The sequence below is a fragment of the Streptomyces sp. NPDC002076 genome, from assembly GCF_053593835.1.
Genome location: NZ_JBSFDI010000001.1, coordinates 321,065 through 338,228 on the forward strand (window position 1 = coordinate 321,065; position 17,164 = coordinate 338,228).

Here is a 17,164-nt window from a genome sequence, read left to right on the forward strand (position 1 = left end):
CGTTACGGCTTGGGCAGGACGCAGCCGGCGGCGCTCAGGTCCAGCTTGTTGCCCGTGGTGAAGCAGGCGGGGATCTGGTAGGTCTCCTCGGCGTAGTTGATGCCCTGGTGGATGGTGACGTTGCCGCTCTCGTCCACCTCGCACGGGTTGTTCACCGTGCAGGTCTCGCCGTCCTCGTTGCCGGTGTTGTTCACGGCGACGACCTTGCCGGTGGTGGTGTCGATCACCGGGGAGCCCGAGGTGCCGCCGATGGTGTTGCACGCGGAGGTGTAGCGGACCGAGTCCTTCCAGGTCCAGTCGCCCTCCTTCAGCCGGTACACGAAGCCGTCGATGCTGCAGCTGTAGGTGCGCTTCCAGTACCCGGAGACGACCTTGATGGCCGTGCCGGCGGTGGGGTGGGTGTCGTTCACGGTGAGCGGGCTGATCCCGTACGCGCTCTTGATCCGCGCGTACGTGGTGGTCAGCCGGTAGATCGTGACGTCCGAGTCCGTCATGGTCGAGTAGACGACCTGGTTGGCGCGGAGGGTGGCGACCCTGCTGCCGGAGGCGTTCAGCAGGCCGAAGCTGCGGCTGGAGGACTGGCCGGTGATGACCTGGCCAGGGTCCGGGAAGCCGGTCTCCAGGCAGTGGCCGTTCGTGAGCACGAGCGCGGGGTCGCTGTCGGCTGAGTTGGGGAAGCGGATCACGGAGCCGGAGCAGTTGCTGAGCGCGACGGTGCCGGCGTAGTTGACGGTCACCGCGGGCTTGACGGCGGTGTGCGGCGCGGCGACCGCGGGTGTGGCGCCCAGCCCGACCATGGCCACGGAGGAGAGTGCGGCAAGGAGAGGCATGTTCATGTGGGGGTCCCCTCTGACGACTTGGGCGACCGGAGTCCTCCGGTCGCCCTTTCGTTTGTCATGCACATACTCAGCGCAGGAGGGGTGCGGGAACAAGAAGGCGGCTCAGGTCATAGGGGTTTCCCTCTGCGGGGCACCTCGCGGTCCTCGTCGGAAGCGAGCACGTCGGGCGCCTGGACACGCACGAAGGCGCGTCCACCCGTCAGTGGGGGCGTTTGGTGTTGCCGTGGCCGTGGCCCCGGCCGCTGGGGAAGCCGGAGGTGGAGGGGGCCGGGTCGGCCGTGGTCGCGGTGGGCTCGGAAGCACCGGAGGTCGCAAACGCCGTGACGGGGGCCGAGGTGGCGGGGCCGGTGCTCGCCTTCCCCTGGGACGCGCCCGCGGCCGGGGCGGCGGACGAGCGGGACGCCGGGGCCGAGCTGTCACCGGCCGTCGGGGTGGCCCCGGCCGAGGAGCCGGCGTCCGCGGAGGGGCTCGCGGTGGCGGAGTCGCCGACGACGGATGGCTTGCCGCCGGCCGGACCGTCCGAGGCGGGGGAATCCGAGCCGCCCGCCATGGCGGCGATCACCGCGACCGCGCCGGCCACTCCCAGCGCCCCGGCGACGGCCACGACCCGGCGGCGGCCGCCCGTGCGCCGCTCGGCGCGCCGCCGCGCGGCCCGCCCCTCGCCCGGCCGGGACCGGCCGGGCGGCTCGGTCACCACGACCGGCCCGGTCGGCTCGACGGCCCCGGTCGGCTCGGCCAGTGGGGGCAGCTCGCGGGTCTCGTCATAGGCGCTCGTCCAGCCGTGGGCGGCGGCCGGGTCCGTGTACTCGTCGTACGCCGGAGCGGAGACCGCCCTGGGGAGGTACACGTTCGGCGAGACCGACGGCGCGTGACCGGCGTCCGGCAGCTGCGCGGTCACCTGCGCGGGATCGGCGTCCGGCGGGGCCGCCCGCCCCGGCTCGGTGCCGTATCCGTTCGGCGGTACCTGGTGGGCCCCACCCGGTCCGCGTCTGCCGTCCGTCCCCGTCTCTCCGCGCATCCCCGCCCCACTCAGCCTCGCCGTACACACAAGCCACCCGCTCGGGCCCGCCCCCCTGACGTCCCCGCCGTACCGGCCCGGCCCGGCGGAGCGGCACCGCATTCTAGGGACGCAAGTGGCTCCTGAGACAGCCATCGGCGATATCCGGGCAAATCGCCGTGTCTCACGTGGCGGAAAACACGACTCAAGAGGGGTGGGCGCGCCGTAAGCTCACGACATGCAGGTGATCCAGTCGACCAAGCTCGCCAACGTCTGTTACGAGATCCGGGGCCCGGTTCTCGAGGAGGCCATGCGGCTTGAGGCGGCGGGACACCGCATCCTCAAGCTCAACACCGGCAACCCGGCCGCCTTCGGCTTCGAGTGCCCGCCGGAGATCCTGGAGGACATCCTCCGCAACGTCTCGACGGCCCACGGCTACGGCGACGCCAAGGGCCTGCTGGCCGCCCGCCGGGCCGTCGTCATGCACAACCAGACCATCGGCATCGAGACGGACGTCGAGCACGTCTTCATCGGCAACGGCGTATCCGAGCTGATCGTGATGGCGATGCAGGGGCTCCTCGACGACGGCGACGAGGTCCTCGTACCGGCCCCGGACTACCCGCTGTGGACGGCGGCGGTGTCCCTCTCCGGCGGCACGGCCGTGCACTACCGCTGCGACGAGCAGTCCGACTGGATGCCCGACCTCGCCGACGTCGAGCGCAAGGTCACCGACCGCACCAAGGCCATCGTCATCATCAACCCCAACAACCCCACGGGCGCGGTGTACGACGAGGCGATGCTGAAGGGCCTGACCGACATCGCCCGCCGGCACAACCTGCTGGTCTGCTCCGACGAGATCTACGACAAGATCCTCTACGACGGCGCCACGCACACCCCCACCGCGAAGATCGCCCCCGACCTGCTCACCCTCACCTTCAACGGCATGTCGAAGGCGTACCGGGTGGCCGGCTACCGGGTCGGCTGGATGGCGATCTCCGGCCCCCGCGCCCACGCCGACTCCTACATCGAGGGCCTGACGATCCTGGCGAACATGCGGCTGTGCGCCAACATGCCGGGGCAGCACGGGGTGGTCGCCGCGCTCAGCGGACGCCAGTCGATCAAGGACCTGGTGCTGCCGGGCGGGCGGCTGAAGGAGCAGGTGGACACGGCCTACGAGCTGCTGACGCAGATCCCGGGCGTGAGCTGCGTCCGCCCCAAGGGCGCGCTGTATCTGTTCCCGCGCCTCGACCCCCAGGTCTTCAAGATCAAGGACGACCGGCAGATGGTCCTGGACCTGCTGCGCCAGGAGAAGATCATGGTCGTCCAGGGCACGGGCTTCAACTGGCCCGAGCCGGACCACTTCCGGGTGGTGACCCTGCCGTCGGTCGGCGACCTCCGGGACGCGGTCACCCGGATCGGGAACTTCCTGGACGGCTACGGCCAGCCGTAGCCGACGGGCACAGCCGGCCGTAGCCGACGGACTCCATTCCGTGACACGGCTCAACTTTAGACGAAATCCAAGCTAGGATGGCTTCCTGTCAGCGCACAGGAGGCCATCGCCATGTACGAACCGATCCGCACCAAGTCGGTCCACAGCACGATGGCCGGCACCGCCTCCGACTTCCCCCACCGGTCGCGCGAGGAGGAGCTGGACATCCAGCTCGCCGGCCACCTCGCGGCCCTGCTCGCCGTCACGGACGAGTTGCGGGCGCTCGCGCCCTCCGCCGACCTGGACCAGGCGGCCGAACGTCTCGCCGAGCAGGTGGCCCGGCTGCGGAGCGGACGAACGCCGGCCCGCGCAACCGGCACCGCACCCGAGGCCCGGCCGGCGGCCCTGCACGAGCGGGCCCACACCCTCGCCGGTCGCGCCCTCGTCGTCGCGGCCTCCCGCGCCGATACGGCGGCGGCGATCCTGTCCGCCGAACGCATGGACGCGCACACCGCCGCACTGGGCGACCCGAAGGAACTCAGCGCGGCCCACTGATCCCTCCCCCGGGATCCCTCGACGGCCCCGGTCCGCGTGCACCCGCAGCGACGCGCGGACCGGGCGCCATTTTTTCGTGCGCGCGACGCGTACATTCGGGTGGACTGCACACCCCAAGTGGCCGCCAAAGGGCGGCCGCACCACCACTGCCTCGTAACGTCGGTGGAAATGACGGTGGTTCGGACTCCGACATCCCATCGTCCCTCACTTTTCCACGAGATATGACAAGGTGAAACGTAGGCAATTGTCGGTGGGGCTCTTCACTGCGGCGGCAGTTGCCACCGGAGTGACAACGTGGGCCATTCATGCATACTCGGCAGCGCCCCCGGATTCCAAGGCCCCGTCAGTCATGGCGAACGAGGCCGGCAGGACGGCCAGTGCCCGTGCGGACCATGACAAGGCCCTGAAGATCGACCCGATGCTCACGTCGGCTCTCTTCAACGAGGCGCTTCTGTTGGAGTCGAGCGACCCCGACCAGGCCGGCGAACTCCTGAAGCGTGCCATTGCCGGCAAACCCAAGGCGGGCACGGCACATCTGCGCCTCGGACGAATCCGAGCGCGGCAGCACCGTACCAAGGACGCCGCGGACGAGTTCCGCCGTGCAATCGCTGCCGATCCCTCACTGCGTTCCCAAGTGCCGGCGGAATTCCGATGATTCCGGATTCCTCAGCCCTCTCACCGACATCGAGCCAAGCAGGGAGCAACAGATGACGCCGACCGCGACACCGAGGTTCTCCGTCTTCACCCCCAGCCACCGGCCCCGTTTCCTCGATGAGTGCCTGGCAACCCTGCAGGCACAGACCTGTTCGGACTGGGAGTGGATCGTCCTGCTCAACAACGGCGCCCGGTGGCGCCCGGAGCGGCCCGACGACCGCGTCCGCGTCGAGATCGCGGACGGCGTGAAGGGCGTAGGGGCTGCCAAGCGCAAGGCCTGTGAACTGGCGCGCGGCGAGATCCTCGTGGAACTCGACCACGACGACCTGATGGCGAAGTCGTGCCTGGCGGAGCTCGGCAAGGCGTTCGACGAAAATCCCGACGCTGTCTTCGTCTACAGCAACACGGCGCAGATCACCGAGGACGGGGGGCGGGACGAGAGCCGTTTCGACGAGACGTTCGGCTGGCAGTACGAGGATGTGGAAGTCGACGGCCGCAAGCTGCTGCAGGTCATCTCCCTCGCGCCGACGCCGCACAACGTCGCCTACATCTGGTACGCACCCAACCACGTGCGGGCGTTCCGCAAGGAGAGCTACGAGAAGGCCGGCGGGTACGACGCCAAGCACACGGTTCTGGACGACCAGGACCTGATGTGCCGCCTCTTCCACCTCGGCGACTTCCACCACATCAACAAATGCCTCTACCTCCAGCGGGTTCACCCCGGGAACACCCAGAGCGACCCGGAGATCAACGCGCACATCCAACGCGAGACGGTCGCTCTGTACGACAAGTACATCGAGGCCAACGCCCTCGCATGGACCTACCGGCGCGGACTGATCGCGTTGGACCTCGGCGCGGCCCACCGCAAACCGCCGGGCTACGTCGGAGTGGACCAGCGGCCGGGAGACGGTGTCGACATCGTCGCGACCCTGCCAGGGAAGCTGGACCTGCCCGACGGCTCCGTCGGCCTGATGCGGGCGGTGGACTTCCTCGAGTACGTGCCGGCGAAGGTGCCGCTGATCAACGAGCTGTACCGGCTGCTGGCGCCCGGCGGCATGCTCCTCACCATGACGCCCAGCGCCGACGGCCGCGGCGCCTACCAGGACCCGACGCGCGTCGCCTACTACAACGAGAACTCGTTCTGGTACTACACGGACGACCAGTACCGCACCTTCGTGCCGGACCTGGAGGCCCGGTTCCAGTCGTCGCGGCTGGTCACCTACTTCCCGAGCGAGTGGCACTCCCAGAACGACATCTCGTACGTGGTCGCGAACCTCATCGCGATGAAGGACGGCGCCCCGCGATGCGGCGGAAAGCTCCTCGTCTAGGCCGCCCCGGCATTCGAGTGGTCTGAACGCCCCTCGCGCCTGCCGTACGACAGCACCATCGGGGGCGCCTCGTAACGTCGGTGCCGACTACCTGCGACAGGCGAACTCCATCCGTCAGCCACGTTCCACGAAAAGTGACCCCGGGCACGCAGTCCCCCGAACGCCACCTGGACCGCCGGCTCGCCCTGCTCCGTGAGGAGGCGGAGCACCTGGTGTCGGACCTCAGGGACCGGGAGGCGCGCAGGCAGGAGTCGCACACGCGCCATCTGGAGGAGCGCAACAACTGAAGCCGGGGCCCCGCACGCCATTGTGCGGGGCCCCGGTGGGTGGTCACCACGGCCGGTCGTGACGATCGCTGGTCAGGGCATCCGGACCGGCCGTGGAGTCTTCGACGGGCTGTTCAGCCCAGGCGCTCCACCAGCGCGCGGTACTGGTCCCACAGCTCCTTCGGGGTGTGGTCGCCGAAGGTGTTGAGGTGCTCGGGGACGAGCGCGGCCTCCTCGCGCCAGATCTCCTTGTCGACCGTGAGCAGGAAGTCCAGGTCGGACTCGGACAGTTCCAGGCCCTTGGTGTCCAGCGCGCCCTTGGCCGGCAGCACGCCGATCGGGGTCTCGACGCCCTCGGCCTTGCCCTCCAGGCGCTCCACGATCCACTTCAGGACACGGGAGTTCTCGCCGAAGCCCGGCCAGACGAACTTGCCCTCGTCGTTCTTGCGGAACCAGTTGACGTAGTAGATCTTCGGCAGCTTGGACTGGTCCTTGTCCTTGGCCACGTCGATCCAGTGGGCCATGTAGTCGCCCATGTTGTAGCCGCAGAACGGCAGCATCGCGAACGGGTCGCGGCGCAGCTCGCCGACCTTGCCCTCGGCGGCGGCGGTCTTCTCGGAGGCCACGTTGGCGCCGAGGAAGACGCCGTGGTTCCAGTCGAAGGACTCCGTCACCAGCGGCACCGCGGAAGCGCGGCGGCCGCCGAAGAGGATCGCCGAGATCGGCACGCCCTTGGGGTCCTCCCACTCGGGCGCGATGATCGGGCACTGGGCGGCGGGGGTGGTGAAACGGGCGTTGGGGTGGGCGGCGGGCTCGGCGGACTCGGGGGTCCAGTCGCGGCCCTTCCAGTCCGTGAGGTGGGCCGGGGTCTCCTGGGTCATGCCCTCCCACCACACGTCGCCGTCGTCGGTGAGGGCGACGTTGGTGAAGACCGAGTTGCCCCACAGGGTCTTCATCGCGTTGGCGTTGGTGTGCTCGCCGGTGCCGGGCGCGACGCCGAAGAAGCCGGCCTCGGGGTTGATCGCGTACAGGCGGCCGTCCTCGCCGAAGCGCATCCAGGCGATGTCGTCGCCGATGGTCTCCACGGTCCAGCCGGAGACCGTGGGCTCCAGCATGGCGAGGTTGGTCTTGCCGCAGGCGCTCGGGAAGGCGGCGGCGACGTACTTGGACTCGCCCTGCGGCGGGGTGAGCTTGAGGATCAGCATGTGCTCGGCCAGCCAGCCCTCGTCACGCGCCATGACCGAGGCGATACGCAGCGCGTAGCACTTCTTGCCGAGCAGGGCGTTGCCGCCGTAGCCGGAGCCGTAGGACCAGATCTCGCGGTCCTCGGGGAAGTGCGAGATGTACTTGGTGGAGTTGCACGGCCACGGAACGTCGTCCTGGCCCTGCTCCAGCGGGGCACCGAGGGAGTGGACGGCCTTGACGAAGAAGCCGTTGTCGCCGAGTTCGTCCAGGACGGCCTGGCCCATGCGCGTCATCGTGCGCATCGAGACGGCGACGTAGGCGGAGTCGGTGATCTCCACGCCGATCGCGGACAGCGGGGAGCCGAGCGGGCCCATGCAGAACGGGACGACGTACATGGTGCGGCCCCGCATCGAGCCGCGGAACAGGCCTTTCTCGCCGCTGAAGATCTCCCGCATCTCGGCGGGGGCCTTCCAGTGGTTGGTCGGGCCGGCGTCCTCCTCCTTCTCGGAGCAGATGAAGGTGCGGTCCTCGACCCGCGCGACATCGGTGGGGTCGGAGGCCGCGTAGTAGGAGTTGGGGCGCTTGATCGGATCGAGCTTCTTGAAGGTGCCCTTGGCGACCAGTTCTTCGCACAACCGGTCGTACTCGGCCTCGGAGCCGTCGCACCAGACCACGCTGTCCGGCTGGGTCAGTTCGGCGATCTCGTCGACCCACGAGATCAGTTCCTGGTGGTTTGTGGGAACGCTGGAAGCCGAGTTGTCGCGCGCCACGGTTGCTCCTAAGTGAGGGATTTTGTCCTGTGGCCCCGTGGGGGCTACGACCCGGATGCTTCGGATGCTCATCCGGTGCCGACTGCACTCATTTGATCATCCGACGAGAGTGCGCATATGTCCAGGGGGCGTCACAAGTGAGCGACGTGATGAAAACCACGGCTTCCAGGCCTGTTTGCGTTCCCTTTACGTCCAGGTTTGTGTCACCTGAAGGTCTTTTTGCGTTCGATCGACCAAGGCCCGCGCTGACACCCGACTTACGGTGCCGTAGGTACCATGCCCCGCATGACTGCGTCCGTCCCCGACGCGCCCACGGACACGCCGGCCGACGGCCGCGGTCCGGCGCTCTCGCTGCCGCAACACGTCAAGCCGAAGCTCCGCGGCTGGCTGCACCTCGGCATGTTCCCGGCCGTACTCATCGCGGGCCTCGTGCTCACCGCCCTCGCCGACTCCACCAGAGGCCGCATAGCCTGCGGGATCTACGTCCTGACGGCCTGCCTGCTGTTCGGTATCAGCGCGCTGTACCACCGGGGCAACTGGAGCCCGCGCATGGACGGCGTTCTGCGCCGTCTGGACCACGCCAACATCTTCCTGATCATCGCGGGCACCTACACCCCGCTGACCCTGCTGCTCCTGCCCGGGGCGAAGGGCGAGTGGCTGCTGTGGGGCATCTGGGCCGCCGCCGCGGCCGGCATAGTCTTCCGCGTCTTCTGGGTGGGCGCCCCGCGCTGGCTGTACACGCCCTGCTACATCGCCATGGGCTGGGCGGCCGTGTTCTTCCTGCCCGACTTCCTGCGCACCGGCGGCATCGCGGTCCTGGTCCTGGTGATCGTCGGCGGTCTGCTCTACAGCGCGGGCGGCGTGATCTACGGCATCAAGCGCCCGAACCCGTCCCCGCGCTGGTTCGGCTTCCACGAGGTCTTCCACTCCTTCACCCTCGCGGCGTTCGTCGTCCACTACGTCGGCATCTCGCTGGTGGCGTACCAGCACGCGTAGACACCCTCAGCCCTCCCTATCCGGCCACGGCTCACCAGCCGTGGCCGTCTTCGTACGCCTGGAAGCATCTGAGGCCAGCCCTCCATTGACAGTTCCCATATTTTGAGAGTTACTCTCATTTCATGGTTGCGCCGAACACACCCGTCGTACGGCGCACCAGGCGGGAGGAGGCCCCGGCCGTGGCCGCCCCCGTCGCGGATGCCAGACAATGACCGGCATGACGGCCGCACGCACCCCCAGCACCTCCCCCGCCGACCGGCCCCGCCTCAGCCTGCGGGAACGCAAGAAGATCAAGACCCGGGAGGCGATCCGCGCGGCGACGTACTCACTGGTCCGGGAGCAGGGGTACGACGCCACCACGATCGACCAGATCGCCGAGCGGGCCGAGGTGTCGCCGTCGACCGTCTTCCGCTACTTCCCGACCAAGGAGGACATCGTCCTCACGGACGAGTACGACCTGATGATGGCCGAGGAGCTGCGGGCCCGCCCGGCCGACGAACCGCTGATCCAGTCCCTGCGGCACGTCATGCACCGGGCGCTCGACCTGGCGCTGTCCGAGGACCCCGAGGTGACCCGGTTGCGGGTGCGGCTCGGGGTCGAGGTCCCGGCCATCCGCAGCCGGATGTTCGAGAGCATGGCGAGCACCAGCCTTCTGCTCCGCCAGGTCGTCGCGGACCGCACCGGCCTCGATCCGGAGAGTCTCGAGGTGCGGGTCTACGCCATGTCGCTCATCGGCGGGCTCATGGAGGTCAACCGGTACTGGGGCGAGAACGACCAGCAGGGCGACCTCCGTGAGCTGATGGAGCGTGCCCTCGACGTCCTGGAGCGCGGCCTGCCCAGGGAAAACCACTGAGGTCACGGCGGTCCGGCGTGCGATGCTGACGAGGTGAACCGACCCGAGATCCGCGTCGAAGTCGCCCCCGCACTGCACCTGTTCGTGCCGCACGCCCGGCGGGCCGGTGCCGCGCCCCTGGCCACGGACGGGGTCTCGACGCTCGGCCATGTCATCGAGTCCCTCGGCGTCCCGCTGACCGAGGTCGGCGCACTGGTCGTCGACGGCAGCGAGGTGCCGGCATCGCACATCCCGAAAGACGGCGAGACGGTGAAGGTACGGCCCGTCGACCGCCCCCAGCGGGTCCCCGGCGCCCCGCTCCGCTTCCTCCTGGACGTCCACCTCGGCACGCTCGCCCGCCGCCTGCGCCTGCTCGGCGTGGACACCGCGTACGAGTCGACCGACATCGGCGACGCAGCGCTCGCCGCCCGCTCGGCCGCCGAGAAGCGGGTCATGCTCAGCCGCGACCGGGGCCTGCTGCGCCGCCGCGAGCTGTGGGCCGGCGCCTTCGTCTACAGCCACCGCCCCGACGACCAGCTCCACGACGTCCTGGACCGCTTCCACCCCGACCTCCACCCCTGGACCCGCTGCACCGCCTGCAACGGCCTTCTGAAACAGGCCACGAAGGCCGAGGTCGTCGATCAGCTCGAACACGGCACCCAGCGCTCGTACGACGTCTTCGCCCAGTGCACCGAGTGCGGCCGCGCGTACTGGAAGGGCGCCCACCACGAACAGCTGGAGGCCATCGTGGAGCGCGCCCTGGCGGAGCACGGTTAGCGCGGTCAGCGCCTGGTCACATCCCCCTTGTCACAGGCGGTCCCGTCCCGGTTCCGGTCCAACCCCAGTGGGTCGTCGGCGCCGTTGACCTTCAGCCGACCGTAGTTGTTCTCCTTGAGCCAGGCGCATCGAGCCGCCGCCGTCTTCTTCACCTCGGGCGGGAACACCGTCGGCACGCACACGTTGGCCGAGCCGTAGTGCCGGTCGCAGCCGGAGATGGTCGGGCTGACCTGCTGTGCGGCCTTCCTCTTGCCGGGGCCCGACACCTTGCCGGTGAGGGAGTCGGCGAAGGCGTGGATGTGCGGGGAGGCGGCGCTGAGGGCCGCCGGGCCCGTCAGATGGACCCACTGGGCCACCGAGGGCACCCCGTTGGCGTCAACGGCGAAGAGCATGTACCAGCCGGGCGGAGCGAGGTTCGGGTTGTTCGTGACGTTCAGGTCCACGTTGTTGCCGTCCACCGACAGGGGGAGGTCCACGAAGCGCTGGTTCGGGTCGGAGGAGTGCGTGACGGCGGCTGGGCGGATCAACTCCGCCTTGGCGATGGGCCGGTCGACCGTGATCCGCTGGGTGTCGCCGTACTTCCACTCCTGGTTGATCACCGAGGTGATCGTCGGGCGTGTGCCCTTGTAGAGATACGGCGGGGTGTAGATCGACACGTTGTGGTTCCAGGTGCCGTTGCCCGGGTTGTCGCCCGTCGCCATCACACGGCCGTCGGGGAGCAGGAACGCCGAGGAGTGGTAGCCGCGGGACTCGGGGTCGGCGGCCACGGGGTCGAAGGTGCTGGTGCCGGGGTCGTAGATCGAGGACTCGTACACCGGGTTGGCCCGGTTGTGCAGGGCGCCGCCGGTCTCCAGCACCTTGCCGTCGGGCAGCAGCACCGCGGAGACGTACATCTTGCCCTGGTTGCCGGTCTCCGGCTGGGGGCCGTTGCCCAGGTCGACCGTGCCCTGCGGGATCGGCGGCCCGGCGACGTAGGCCGGGTTGGCCTGCTTGAGGTCGATCAGGTCGGTGAGGCGGTTCGCATCCGGATTGGACTCGATGTTGCCGCCGCCGATCGTCAGGACCCGCTGGTCCTGCGCGGGCGGCAGCAGCACGCTCGCCGACTGGTCCCGCTCGTCCTTGTTCTGCAGGCCCGGGATCTGGGTGATCGTGTTGGCGCCGTAGTCGTAGATCGCCGAACCCGTGCCGGGGATGTTGTTGCCGAAGACATGACTGCCCGTGTAGAAGAGGCGGCCGTCCTGCATGAGGATCATCGCCGGGTACAGGCCCCAGTACGACCAGGTCTGGTTGACCTGCGACAGCGGCAGCCACTGGTTCTGCGCATAACTGAACTTCTCGGCGGTCACCGAGCCGGTGGAGTCCTCGCGCAGCCCGCCGAAGGAGATGACGTCACCGTTGCCCAGCTCGGTCGCCGACGGGTACCAGTGGCCGTCGTTGAGGTCGTTGGTCTTGGTGTAGGTCTCGGTCGTCGGGTCGAAGATGTACGAGTCCTTGAACCCCTCGTAGCCGTGCCCGCCCACCACCGGGTACGCCTTGTTGCCGCTCAGCACCAGCACCCGGCCGTCCTGGAGCTGGACGTGCCCCGCGCAGAACATGTCCTTCGGCGTCGGGATGACCTTGTACGTGCCGTTCGCCGGGTCGTACACCGCCGAGGTGAAGGTGCCCGCGTTGAAGTTCTCCTCGCTGTTGCCGGAGCCGGCGATCAGCAGCACCTTGCCGTTGTCGAGCACGACGGAGTGCATGGAGCGGACCGGGTTCTGCGTCGGCAGCACCGACCAACTGCCGTTGGCGCACTGGTCGGTGGTGCCGGTGCACTGGGCCGGCGGGAGCGGGTCCGGCACCTGTTCCATGGTGTAGTCGTCGGTGGTCGCCGAGCCGGTGCCGTAGACGGAGACGCCCCAGGTGATGCGGTCGGTGCCGGCCGGGACCTCGGGGGTGCGGACCGTGGCCTGGGTCCAGGTGGAGGCCATGTCGAGGGTCTTGAGGTCGGTCCAGTACTGCCAGCCGGCGGAGGTGTCGTGCCGGAAGAGGGTGATGTTGGCGTCCGGGGTGGTGGTCTTGTACCAGAGTCCCAGGTCGTACTGCTTGCCGGCGCTCACCCCCGGCGCGCAGTCCGTCGACTCGGTGATCATCGCCTTGCGGTCGCCGGAGACCCGGCGGGTCACCGTGACCTTCATGGCCTTGGTCCCGGAGTGCGCGTCCGAGGTCGTCTCGAAGCTGAAGTCGTTGTCGCCCCAGCCCGACTTCTCCCAGCAGTACGGCATGTCGTCGCTGCCTGCGGTCTCGAAGCCGGGGTTCTTGATCAGGTTGGCGGCCTCCGCCGGCTGGGGCGCGGCCAGCAGCAGACCGGCGGTCAGGGCGCCCACCCCGGCCAGCGCGGTCCGTCTGCGGCGTCTGCGGTACGTCGTACTCACACGGCTCTCCTTGCTCGGCTCCCCCGCCGACGGGGGAGGTAGACCAGCGCCTCGGTGCCCACGAAGCGCAGGACGAACGTCATGACCAGCGCGAGCGCCGTGGCGGGCAGGACGCCCATGCCCAACCGGCCGACGAGCAGGGCGATCAGCGGGATGCGCAGCACCAGGTCGGCGTTGGCGAGCAGCGCGAACCGGCCGAGCCGGTCCCACCAGCGGCGGTGCACACGCCGGTCGCGGAACAGCAGGTGTTCGATGAGCAGGAAGTTCCAGGCGACCCCGAGCTGGTTGGCGAGAATCTCGGCGGGCAGGTAGTGCATCCCGAGGGCGGTCAGTGCCCACAGCCCGACGAGGTTCGGCACGAACCCGCTCGCGCCGATCAGTCCGAAGCCGACCATGCGGGCGGCCGGGGAGGCGGTGCGCAGGCCCACCAGGTGGCGCAGGAAGCGGAAGCCCTCCTGGGCGGTGGACTTGGACTCGCCGGCGAACCGCTCCTGGAAGACGAACGGCACCTCGGCGACCTGCCGGGGGCGGCTGCGGACGGCCAGCTCCAGCAGGATCTTGTAGCCGAGCGGTTTGAGTACGTCCGCCGTGACCGCGCTGCGCCGGATGGCGAAGAAACCGCTCATCGGGTCGCTGATGCCGCGCAGTCGGCGGGGGAAGAGCGCCTTGGCGAGCCAGGTCGCGCCGCGCGAGACGGCCACCCGGTAGCCGCCGGCGAGCCCGGCCCGGCTGCCGCCCTCGATGTACCGGGAGGCGACGACGAGCCCGGCGTTCGCCCGCTCGCCGGTGGCCACCAGCTCCGGTACCAGGGACGGCGGATGCTGGCAGTCGCCGTCCATGACGACGATCCACTCCGAGGCCGCCGCCCTCAGCCCCTCGACGACCGCCCCGCCGAGCCCGCCGGCGGGTTCCTCCCGGTGCAGTACGGCCACCGGGAACGGGCAGTCCTTGGCGGCCTCGCGGATCACCTCGGGGGTGTCGTCGGTGGAGTCGTCCACGAAGAGCACCTCGCAGGGCAGCCGCGCCGGCACGGACTCGGTGATCCGGTGCAGCAACTGCCGGATGTTCGCGGACTCGTTGAACGTCGGTACGACGATGGTGACGGCGCCGGGCTCGGGGACCTCCACGGCGTCGAGGCCTTGTGCCGGGGCGCTGTACTCGTTCATCGCGCGCCTCCCCCAACCTGGATCCGCCGGATCTCGATGCGGTCGGGTCCGGTGCCGAAGGTGGCGACCGGCGTGGAGTGCCGGATCGCGGCCCGCACATTGGGCAGGTCCTTGGCGTCGCGGCGGACGGTCGGCGAGGCGACGACGTAGTCGATGTCCCGCCAGCCGTGCGGCATGGTCTTGCTGACGGCCGGGTCGAGGTCGGCCTTGTAGAACCAGATGGCGCCGAGCCCGGGCCGGTATCCGGCGTGCACGAGGTCCAGCCAGAGGGCGTCGTCGACGAGCACGCGGGTGTCCTTCGGGTCCGCCACCTCGGTGCTGAGCCAGTGGGAGGCCTGCCGGTAGGGCTTGTTGGCGTCGGCGGTGACGGCGGTGCGGTCGCCGTCGTACCAGTGCGGTACGACATAGGCGCCGGCGGCGAGGGCCAGGATGGCGGCGAGCGCGTACCGGCCGCCGGTGAGGTGGCGCTTCTCGCCCTCCCTGCGCCACCTGCTGAGGACCGCGTGGGCGACCGATGCGGCGCCGCCGGCGAGGACCAGGGCGAGGAAGGGCAGCGCGCCGATGATGTACATGGCGGGCAGATAGCCGTTCGGGCGCAGGGCCACCGCGGCGAGGACGGCGACCGTGAGGGCCGGTCCGGCGAGGGCGCGGGCGGTGACCGACCAGCGCCAGGTGAGCAGCAGGAGCAGGGCTCCGGCGAGGCCGCCGAGGGGCAGCACGCGGTCGTAGTACAGCCAGGAGTGCAGGACGCCGTAGGAGCCGGAGGAGCGGTCCAGGATGAATCCGGAACCGGGCCTGGACATCTGGTAGGTGATGCCGTCCCACAGCGAGACGTGTCCGGCGCCCGGGAACAGTTCGCCCTTGAGCAGGGCGAACAGCGGATAGGAGAAGCCGATCAGGGCGCAGCCGGTGACGGCTCCGGTGAGGGCGAACTTGCGGGTGTCGCGGTGGCTGTGCCGCCACATGGTGACGAACAGGGCGGGCAGGACGACCAGCATCGTCTCCTTGGTGAGCACTCCCGCAGCGGCGGCGAGGCCCGCGCCGAAGTGGTGCCAGAGGTGGCGGCTGGGCGAGGCGGCGAGGCAGAACGCCAGCAGCAGCCACATCACGGCGATGTTGTCGAGGAAGATCTCCCGGCTGAGCACGACCGCGAGCGGGGAGAGCCCGAACAGGGCCATGCCGAGTCCGGCGGCCCAGCGGGGCAGGGAGAGCCGGCGGCCGAGAACATAGACGAGGACCGCGCTGACGCCGCTGACCAGCAGCATGGTCAGCCGCATGGTGCCGACGGTCATCGAGCCGGGGCTGATCGCCGAGGGGAGCCAGCTGAGCAGGGCTATCTGGATCCAGCCGAGCGGCGGGTGGTCGTACCAGTAGGTGTAGTGGGCGAGGCCCCGGCCCTGCTGGACGGCCCAGGCCTGGGCGAGGTAGGTGCCCTCGTCGTCGCTGAGCGTCGGGTAGGCGGCGATGTTCCAGCCCTGGACGAGGAGGATCACCGCGAGCAGGACCCCGCACACCAGCAGATCGGGGCGGGAGGAGCGGAGCCGTGGCGGCGGGCTGGTCCGGGCGGTCGTACCGCCTTCCGGCACAGGTGGGCGCTGCGCGGGGACCTTCGCTGCGGTCACCGCGGGAAGTGTGGAGGTCACGCAGGAACGTCCTCTCGGATGGGCTCGGCCGCGGTGAGGTGTGCGCCGACGTGCGTGGTCAACTCCCAGTCGTTACGGCCGCGTTGCTCGCGCCAGACGGCACGGATCGCGGCTCCGGCGAGGAGGACCTGGTAGAAGGGGCCGCCCACGATGAGCTTCACGTAGTGGACGAGACGGACCTTCAGGCCGTACTGCTTGCCGAAGTCGTGCAGCCCGACCACCTCGAAGACGAAGGTGACGGCGGCGGTGACCAGCGGGAGGAAGGTGAGGAAGGCGACGCCGACGGGCACGTCGAGGAAGAGCGCGACGGCCGCGTTGAGCGGGATGATCACGCCGGAGAAGGCCTGCATGAACGGGGTCATCAGGGTGTACCGGGCGAGCAACCGCTGTCCGAGCCCGGGCAGTTGCCGCCAGTCCTTCTTCCGGTACACCTGCAGGAAGCCCTGGTTCCAGCGGGTGCGCTGCTTGAGCAGCGACATCAGGGAACCCGGGGTCTCCTCCCTGGTCACCATGTCGGAGTCGTAGGCGACGACGACCTTCTTGCCGACGCTGGAGAGGCGTACGCCCAGGTCGCAGTCCTCGGCGAGGCAGTTGGGGTCCCAGCCGTCCGCTTCCCTGAGGACGCCGGTCCGTACGAAGACGGTGTTCCCGCCGAGCGGGATGAACCCCTTCTGCGCATGCAGGTGCAGCCGGGAGCGGAACCAGAAGAAGTACTCCAGGCAGTTGCGCAGGCTGTACCAGCTGGAGTGGAAGTTGATGAGCTGTACGCCGCCCTGGACGACGTCCGCCCCGGTCGTACGGAAGGCGTGGTCGACGTGGGCGAGCAGCTCCGGGTGGACCTGGTCCTCGGCGTCGAAGACCCCCACGACGTCACCGCGGCAGTGCGGCAGCGCCGTGTTCATGGCCTTCGGCTTGTTCTTCTTCTCGTGGGTGTCGACGACGACGCGGACGCGCGCGTCCCGTGCGGCGGCCTTCTCGGCCACCTCGGTGGTCTCCGGGTCGTCGTGCCCGACGATCACGATGATCTCGAAGTCGGTGTGCGTGGATTCCAGCAGCCGCTGGATGGTGTGGTCCAGCACCGCCTGTTCGTGCCGGGCGGGCAACAGCAGTGAGAACGACAGGTGTTCGTCGCCGTCCGGTCTGCCGAACCGGGTGGAGGCCAGCACCTCGGGCGTGCGCCACGCGTGCATCTGCCACCACAGGGTGAAGGCCGCCATCCAGAACAGGGCCAGTGAGACGGCGGCGATGAAGACAGACGTGAGCAAAAAGATCCCCCCAGATCCCTGAATTCCCCCTGTGCGGGCGACGGTGAG

Annotated in this window: 15 protein-coding genes; 8 read left to right on the forward strand and 7 right to left on the reverse strand. The window is 69.4% G+C overall.

Translation table 11 applies throughout. The features are described from left to right. Positions 1 to 2: 2 nt before the first annotated feature. Together ACWCQS_RS01525 and ACWCQS_RS01530 are read right to left on the reverse strand one after the other, a co-directional pair. A complete protein-coding gene (locus tag ACWCQS_RS01525; protein ID WP_451002593.1) occupies positions 3 to 836 on the reverse strand; it encodes a trypsin-like serine peptidase in 834 nt (277 codons plus the stop codon). Between the two features lie 202 nt (positions 837 to 1,038). Continuing rightward, on the reverse strand, positions 1,039 to 1,857 hold the full coding sequence (locus ACWCQS_RS01530) for a hypothetical protein (protein WP_451002594.1): 819 nt from the start codon (positions 1,855 to 1,857) through the stop codon (positions 1,039 to 1,041). 217 nt (positions 1,858 to 2,074) lie between these two features. On the opposite strand from ACWCQS_RS01530, the gene ACWCQS_RS01535 reads away from it, so the two are divergent. The 5 genes from ACWCQS_RS01535 (at position 2,075) to ACWCQS_RS01555 (ending at position 6,089) form a co-directional block, all read left to right on the forward strand. Beyond that, positions 2,075 to 3,286 carry a pyridoxal phosphate-dependent aminotransferase gene (locus ACWCQS_RS01535; RefSeq protein ID WP_388620199.1) on the forward strand — a complete coding sequence of 404 codons (1,212 nt, stop codon included), beginning with the start codon at positions 2,075 to 2,077 and terminating at the stop codon, positions 3,284 to 3,286. Between the two features lie 111 nt (positions 3,287 to 3,397). Continuing rightward, complete coding sequence (locus tag ACWCQS_RS01540) at positions 3,398 to 3,820, forward strand: SCO4983 family protein (protein ID WP_451002595.1); 423 nt, start codon at positions 3,398 to 3,400, stop codon at positions 3,818 to 3,820. 349 nt (positions 3,821 to 4,169) lie between these two features. Next, complete coding sequence (locus tag ACWCQS_RS01545) at positions 4,170 to 4,475, forward strand: tetratricopeptide repeat protein (RefSeq protein WP_451002596.1); 306 nt, start codon at positions 4,170 to 4,172, stop codon at positions 4,473 to 4,475. Between the two features lie 52 nt (positions 4,476 to 4,527). Next, positions 4,528 to 5,802, forward strand: a complete 1,275-nt coding sequence (locus tag ACWCQS_RS01550; protein ID WP_451002597.1) for a glycosyltransferase — start codon at positions 4,528 to 4,530, stop codon at positions 5,800 to 5,802. Positions 5,803 to 5,936: 134 nt separating this feature from the next. Continuing rightward, entirely contained in the window at positions 5,937 to 6,089 is a 153-nt protein-coding gene (locus tag ACWCQS_RS01555) for a hypothetical protein (protein WP_451002598.1), read from the forward strand. Between the two features lie 113 nt (positions 6,090 to 6,202). Here ACWCQS_RS01555 and ACWCQS_RS01560 read toward each other — a convergent pair whose 3' ends face one another. Next, on the reverse strand, positions 6,203 to 8,023 hold the full coding sequence (locus ACWCQS_RS01560; protein WP_451002599.1) for a phosphoenolpyruvate carboxykinase (GTP): 1,821 nt from the start codon (positions 8,021 to 8,023) through the stop codon (positions 6,203 to 6,205). A 285-nt stretch (positions 8,024 to 8,308) separates the two neighbouring features. Between ACWCQS_RS01560 and trhA the strand changes: the two genes are divergently transcribed. From trhA to ACWCQS_RS01575, 3 genes are all read left to right on the forward strand, one after another. After that, complete coding sequence (gene trhA, locus ACWCQS_RS01565) at positions 8,309 to 9,019, forward strand: PAQR family membrane homeostasis protein TrhA (RefSeq protein ID WP_451002600.1); 711 nt, start codon at positions 8,309 to 8,311, stop codon at positions 9,017 to 9,019. Positions 9,020 to 9,236: 217 nt separating this feature from the next. Continuing rightward, positions 9,237 to 9,872 carry a TetR/AcrR family transcriptional regulator gene (locus ACWCQS_RS01570; RefSeq protein ID WP_451002601.1) on the forward strand — a complete coding sequence of 212 codons (636 nt, stop codon included), beginning with the start codon at positions 9,237 to 9,239 and terminating at the stop codon, positions 9,870 to 9,872. Between the two features lie 33 nt (positions 9,873 to 9,905). Further along, the gene (locus ACWCQS_RS01575; RefSeq protein ID WP_451002602.1) at positions 9,906 to 10,628 is read left to right on the forward strand and encodes a Mut7-C RNAse domain-containing protein; all 723 of its coding nucleotides are present in this window, start codon (positions 9,906 to 9,908) and stop codon (positions 10,626 to 10,628) included. A 5-nt stretch (positions 10,629 to 10,633) separates the two neighbouring features. Here the strand turns inward: ACWCQS_RS01575 and ACWCQS_RS01580 are convergent, their stop codons facing one another. From ACWCQS_RS01580 to ACWCQS_RS01595, 4 genes are read right to left on the reverse strand one after another with little or no spacing between them, the layout of a single operon-like run. Beyond that, complete coding sequence (locus tag ACWCQS_RS01580) at positions 10,634 to 13,042, reverse strand: galactose oxidase-like domain-containing protein (protein ID WP_451002603.1); 2,409 nt, start codon at positions 13,040 to 13,042, stop codon at positions 10,634 to 10,636. After that, positions 13,039 to 14,208 (reverse strand): glycosyltransferase, encoded by a 1,170-nt coding sequence (locus ACWCQS_RS01585; protein WP_451002604.1) that lies wholly within the window; start codon positions 14,206 to 14,208, stop codon positions 13,039 to 13,041. The genes ACWCQS_RS01580 and ACWCQS_RS01585 overlap by 4 nt, the downstream gene beginning before the upstream one ends. Next, on the reverse strand, positions 14,205 to 15,851 hold the full coding sequence (locus ACWCQS_RS01590) for an ArnT family glycosyltransferase (protein ID WP_451002605.1): 1,647 nt from the start codon (positions 15,849 to 15,851) through the stop codon (positions 14,205 to 14,207). Before ACWCQS_RS01590 ends, ACWCQS_RS01585 begins: the two co-directional genes overlap by 4 nt. Beyond that, entirely contained in the window at positions 15,848 to 17,116 is a 1,269-nt protein-coding gene (locus ACWCQS_RS01595) for a glycosyltransferase (protein ID WP_450981666.1), read from the reverse strand. The genes ACWCQS_RS01590 and ACWCQS_RS01595 overlap by 4 nt, the downstream gene beginning before the upstream one ends. Between the last annotated feature and the right edge of the window lie 48 nt (positions 17,117 to 17,164).

Excerpts from the sequence above, each read along its gene's own strand:
- ACWCQS_RS01525 (WP_451002593.1), bottom strand. The coding sequence starts at position 836 with ATGAACATGCCTCTCCTTGCCGCACTCTCCTCCGTGGCCATGGTCGGG.
- ACWCQS_RS01530 (WP_451002594.1), bottom strand. The coding sequence starts at position 1,857 with ATGCGCGGAGAGACGGGGACGGACGGCAGACGCGGACCGGGTGGGGCC.
- ACWCQS_RS01535 (WP_388620199.1), top strand. The coding sequence starts at position 2,075 with ATGCAGGTGATCCAGTCGACCAAGCTCGCCAACGTCTGTTACGAGATC.
- ACWCQS_RS01540 (WP_451002595.1), top strand. The coding sequence starts at position 3,398 with ATGTACGAACCGATCCGCACCAAGTCGGTCCACAGCACGATGGCCGGC.
- ACWCQS_RS01545 (WP_451002596.1), top strand. The coding sequence starts at position 4,170 with ATGGCGAACGAGGCCGGCAGGACGGCCAGTGCCCGTGCGGACCATGAC.
- ACWCQS_RS01550 (WP_451002597.1), top strand. The coding sequence starts at position 4,528 with ATGACGCCGACCGCGACACCGAGGTTCTCCGTCTTCACCCCCAGCCAC.
- trhA (WP_451002600.1), top strand. The coding sequence starts at position 8,309 with ATGACTGCGTCCGTCCCCGACGCGCCCACGGACACGCCGGCCGACGGC.
- ACWCQS_RS01570 (WP_451002601.1), top strand. The coding sequence starts at position 9,237 with ATGACGGCCGCACGCACCCCCAGCACCTCCCCCGCCGACCGGCCCCGC.
- ACWCQS_RS01585 (WP_451002604.1), bottom strand. The coding sequence starts at position 14,208 with ATGAACGAGTACAGCGCCCCGGCACAAGGCCTCGACGCCGTGGAGGTC.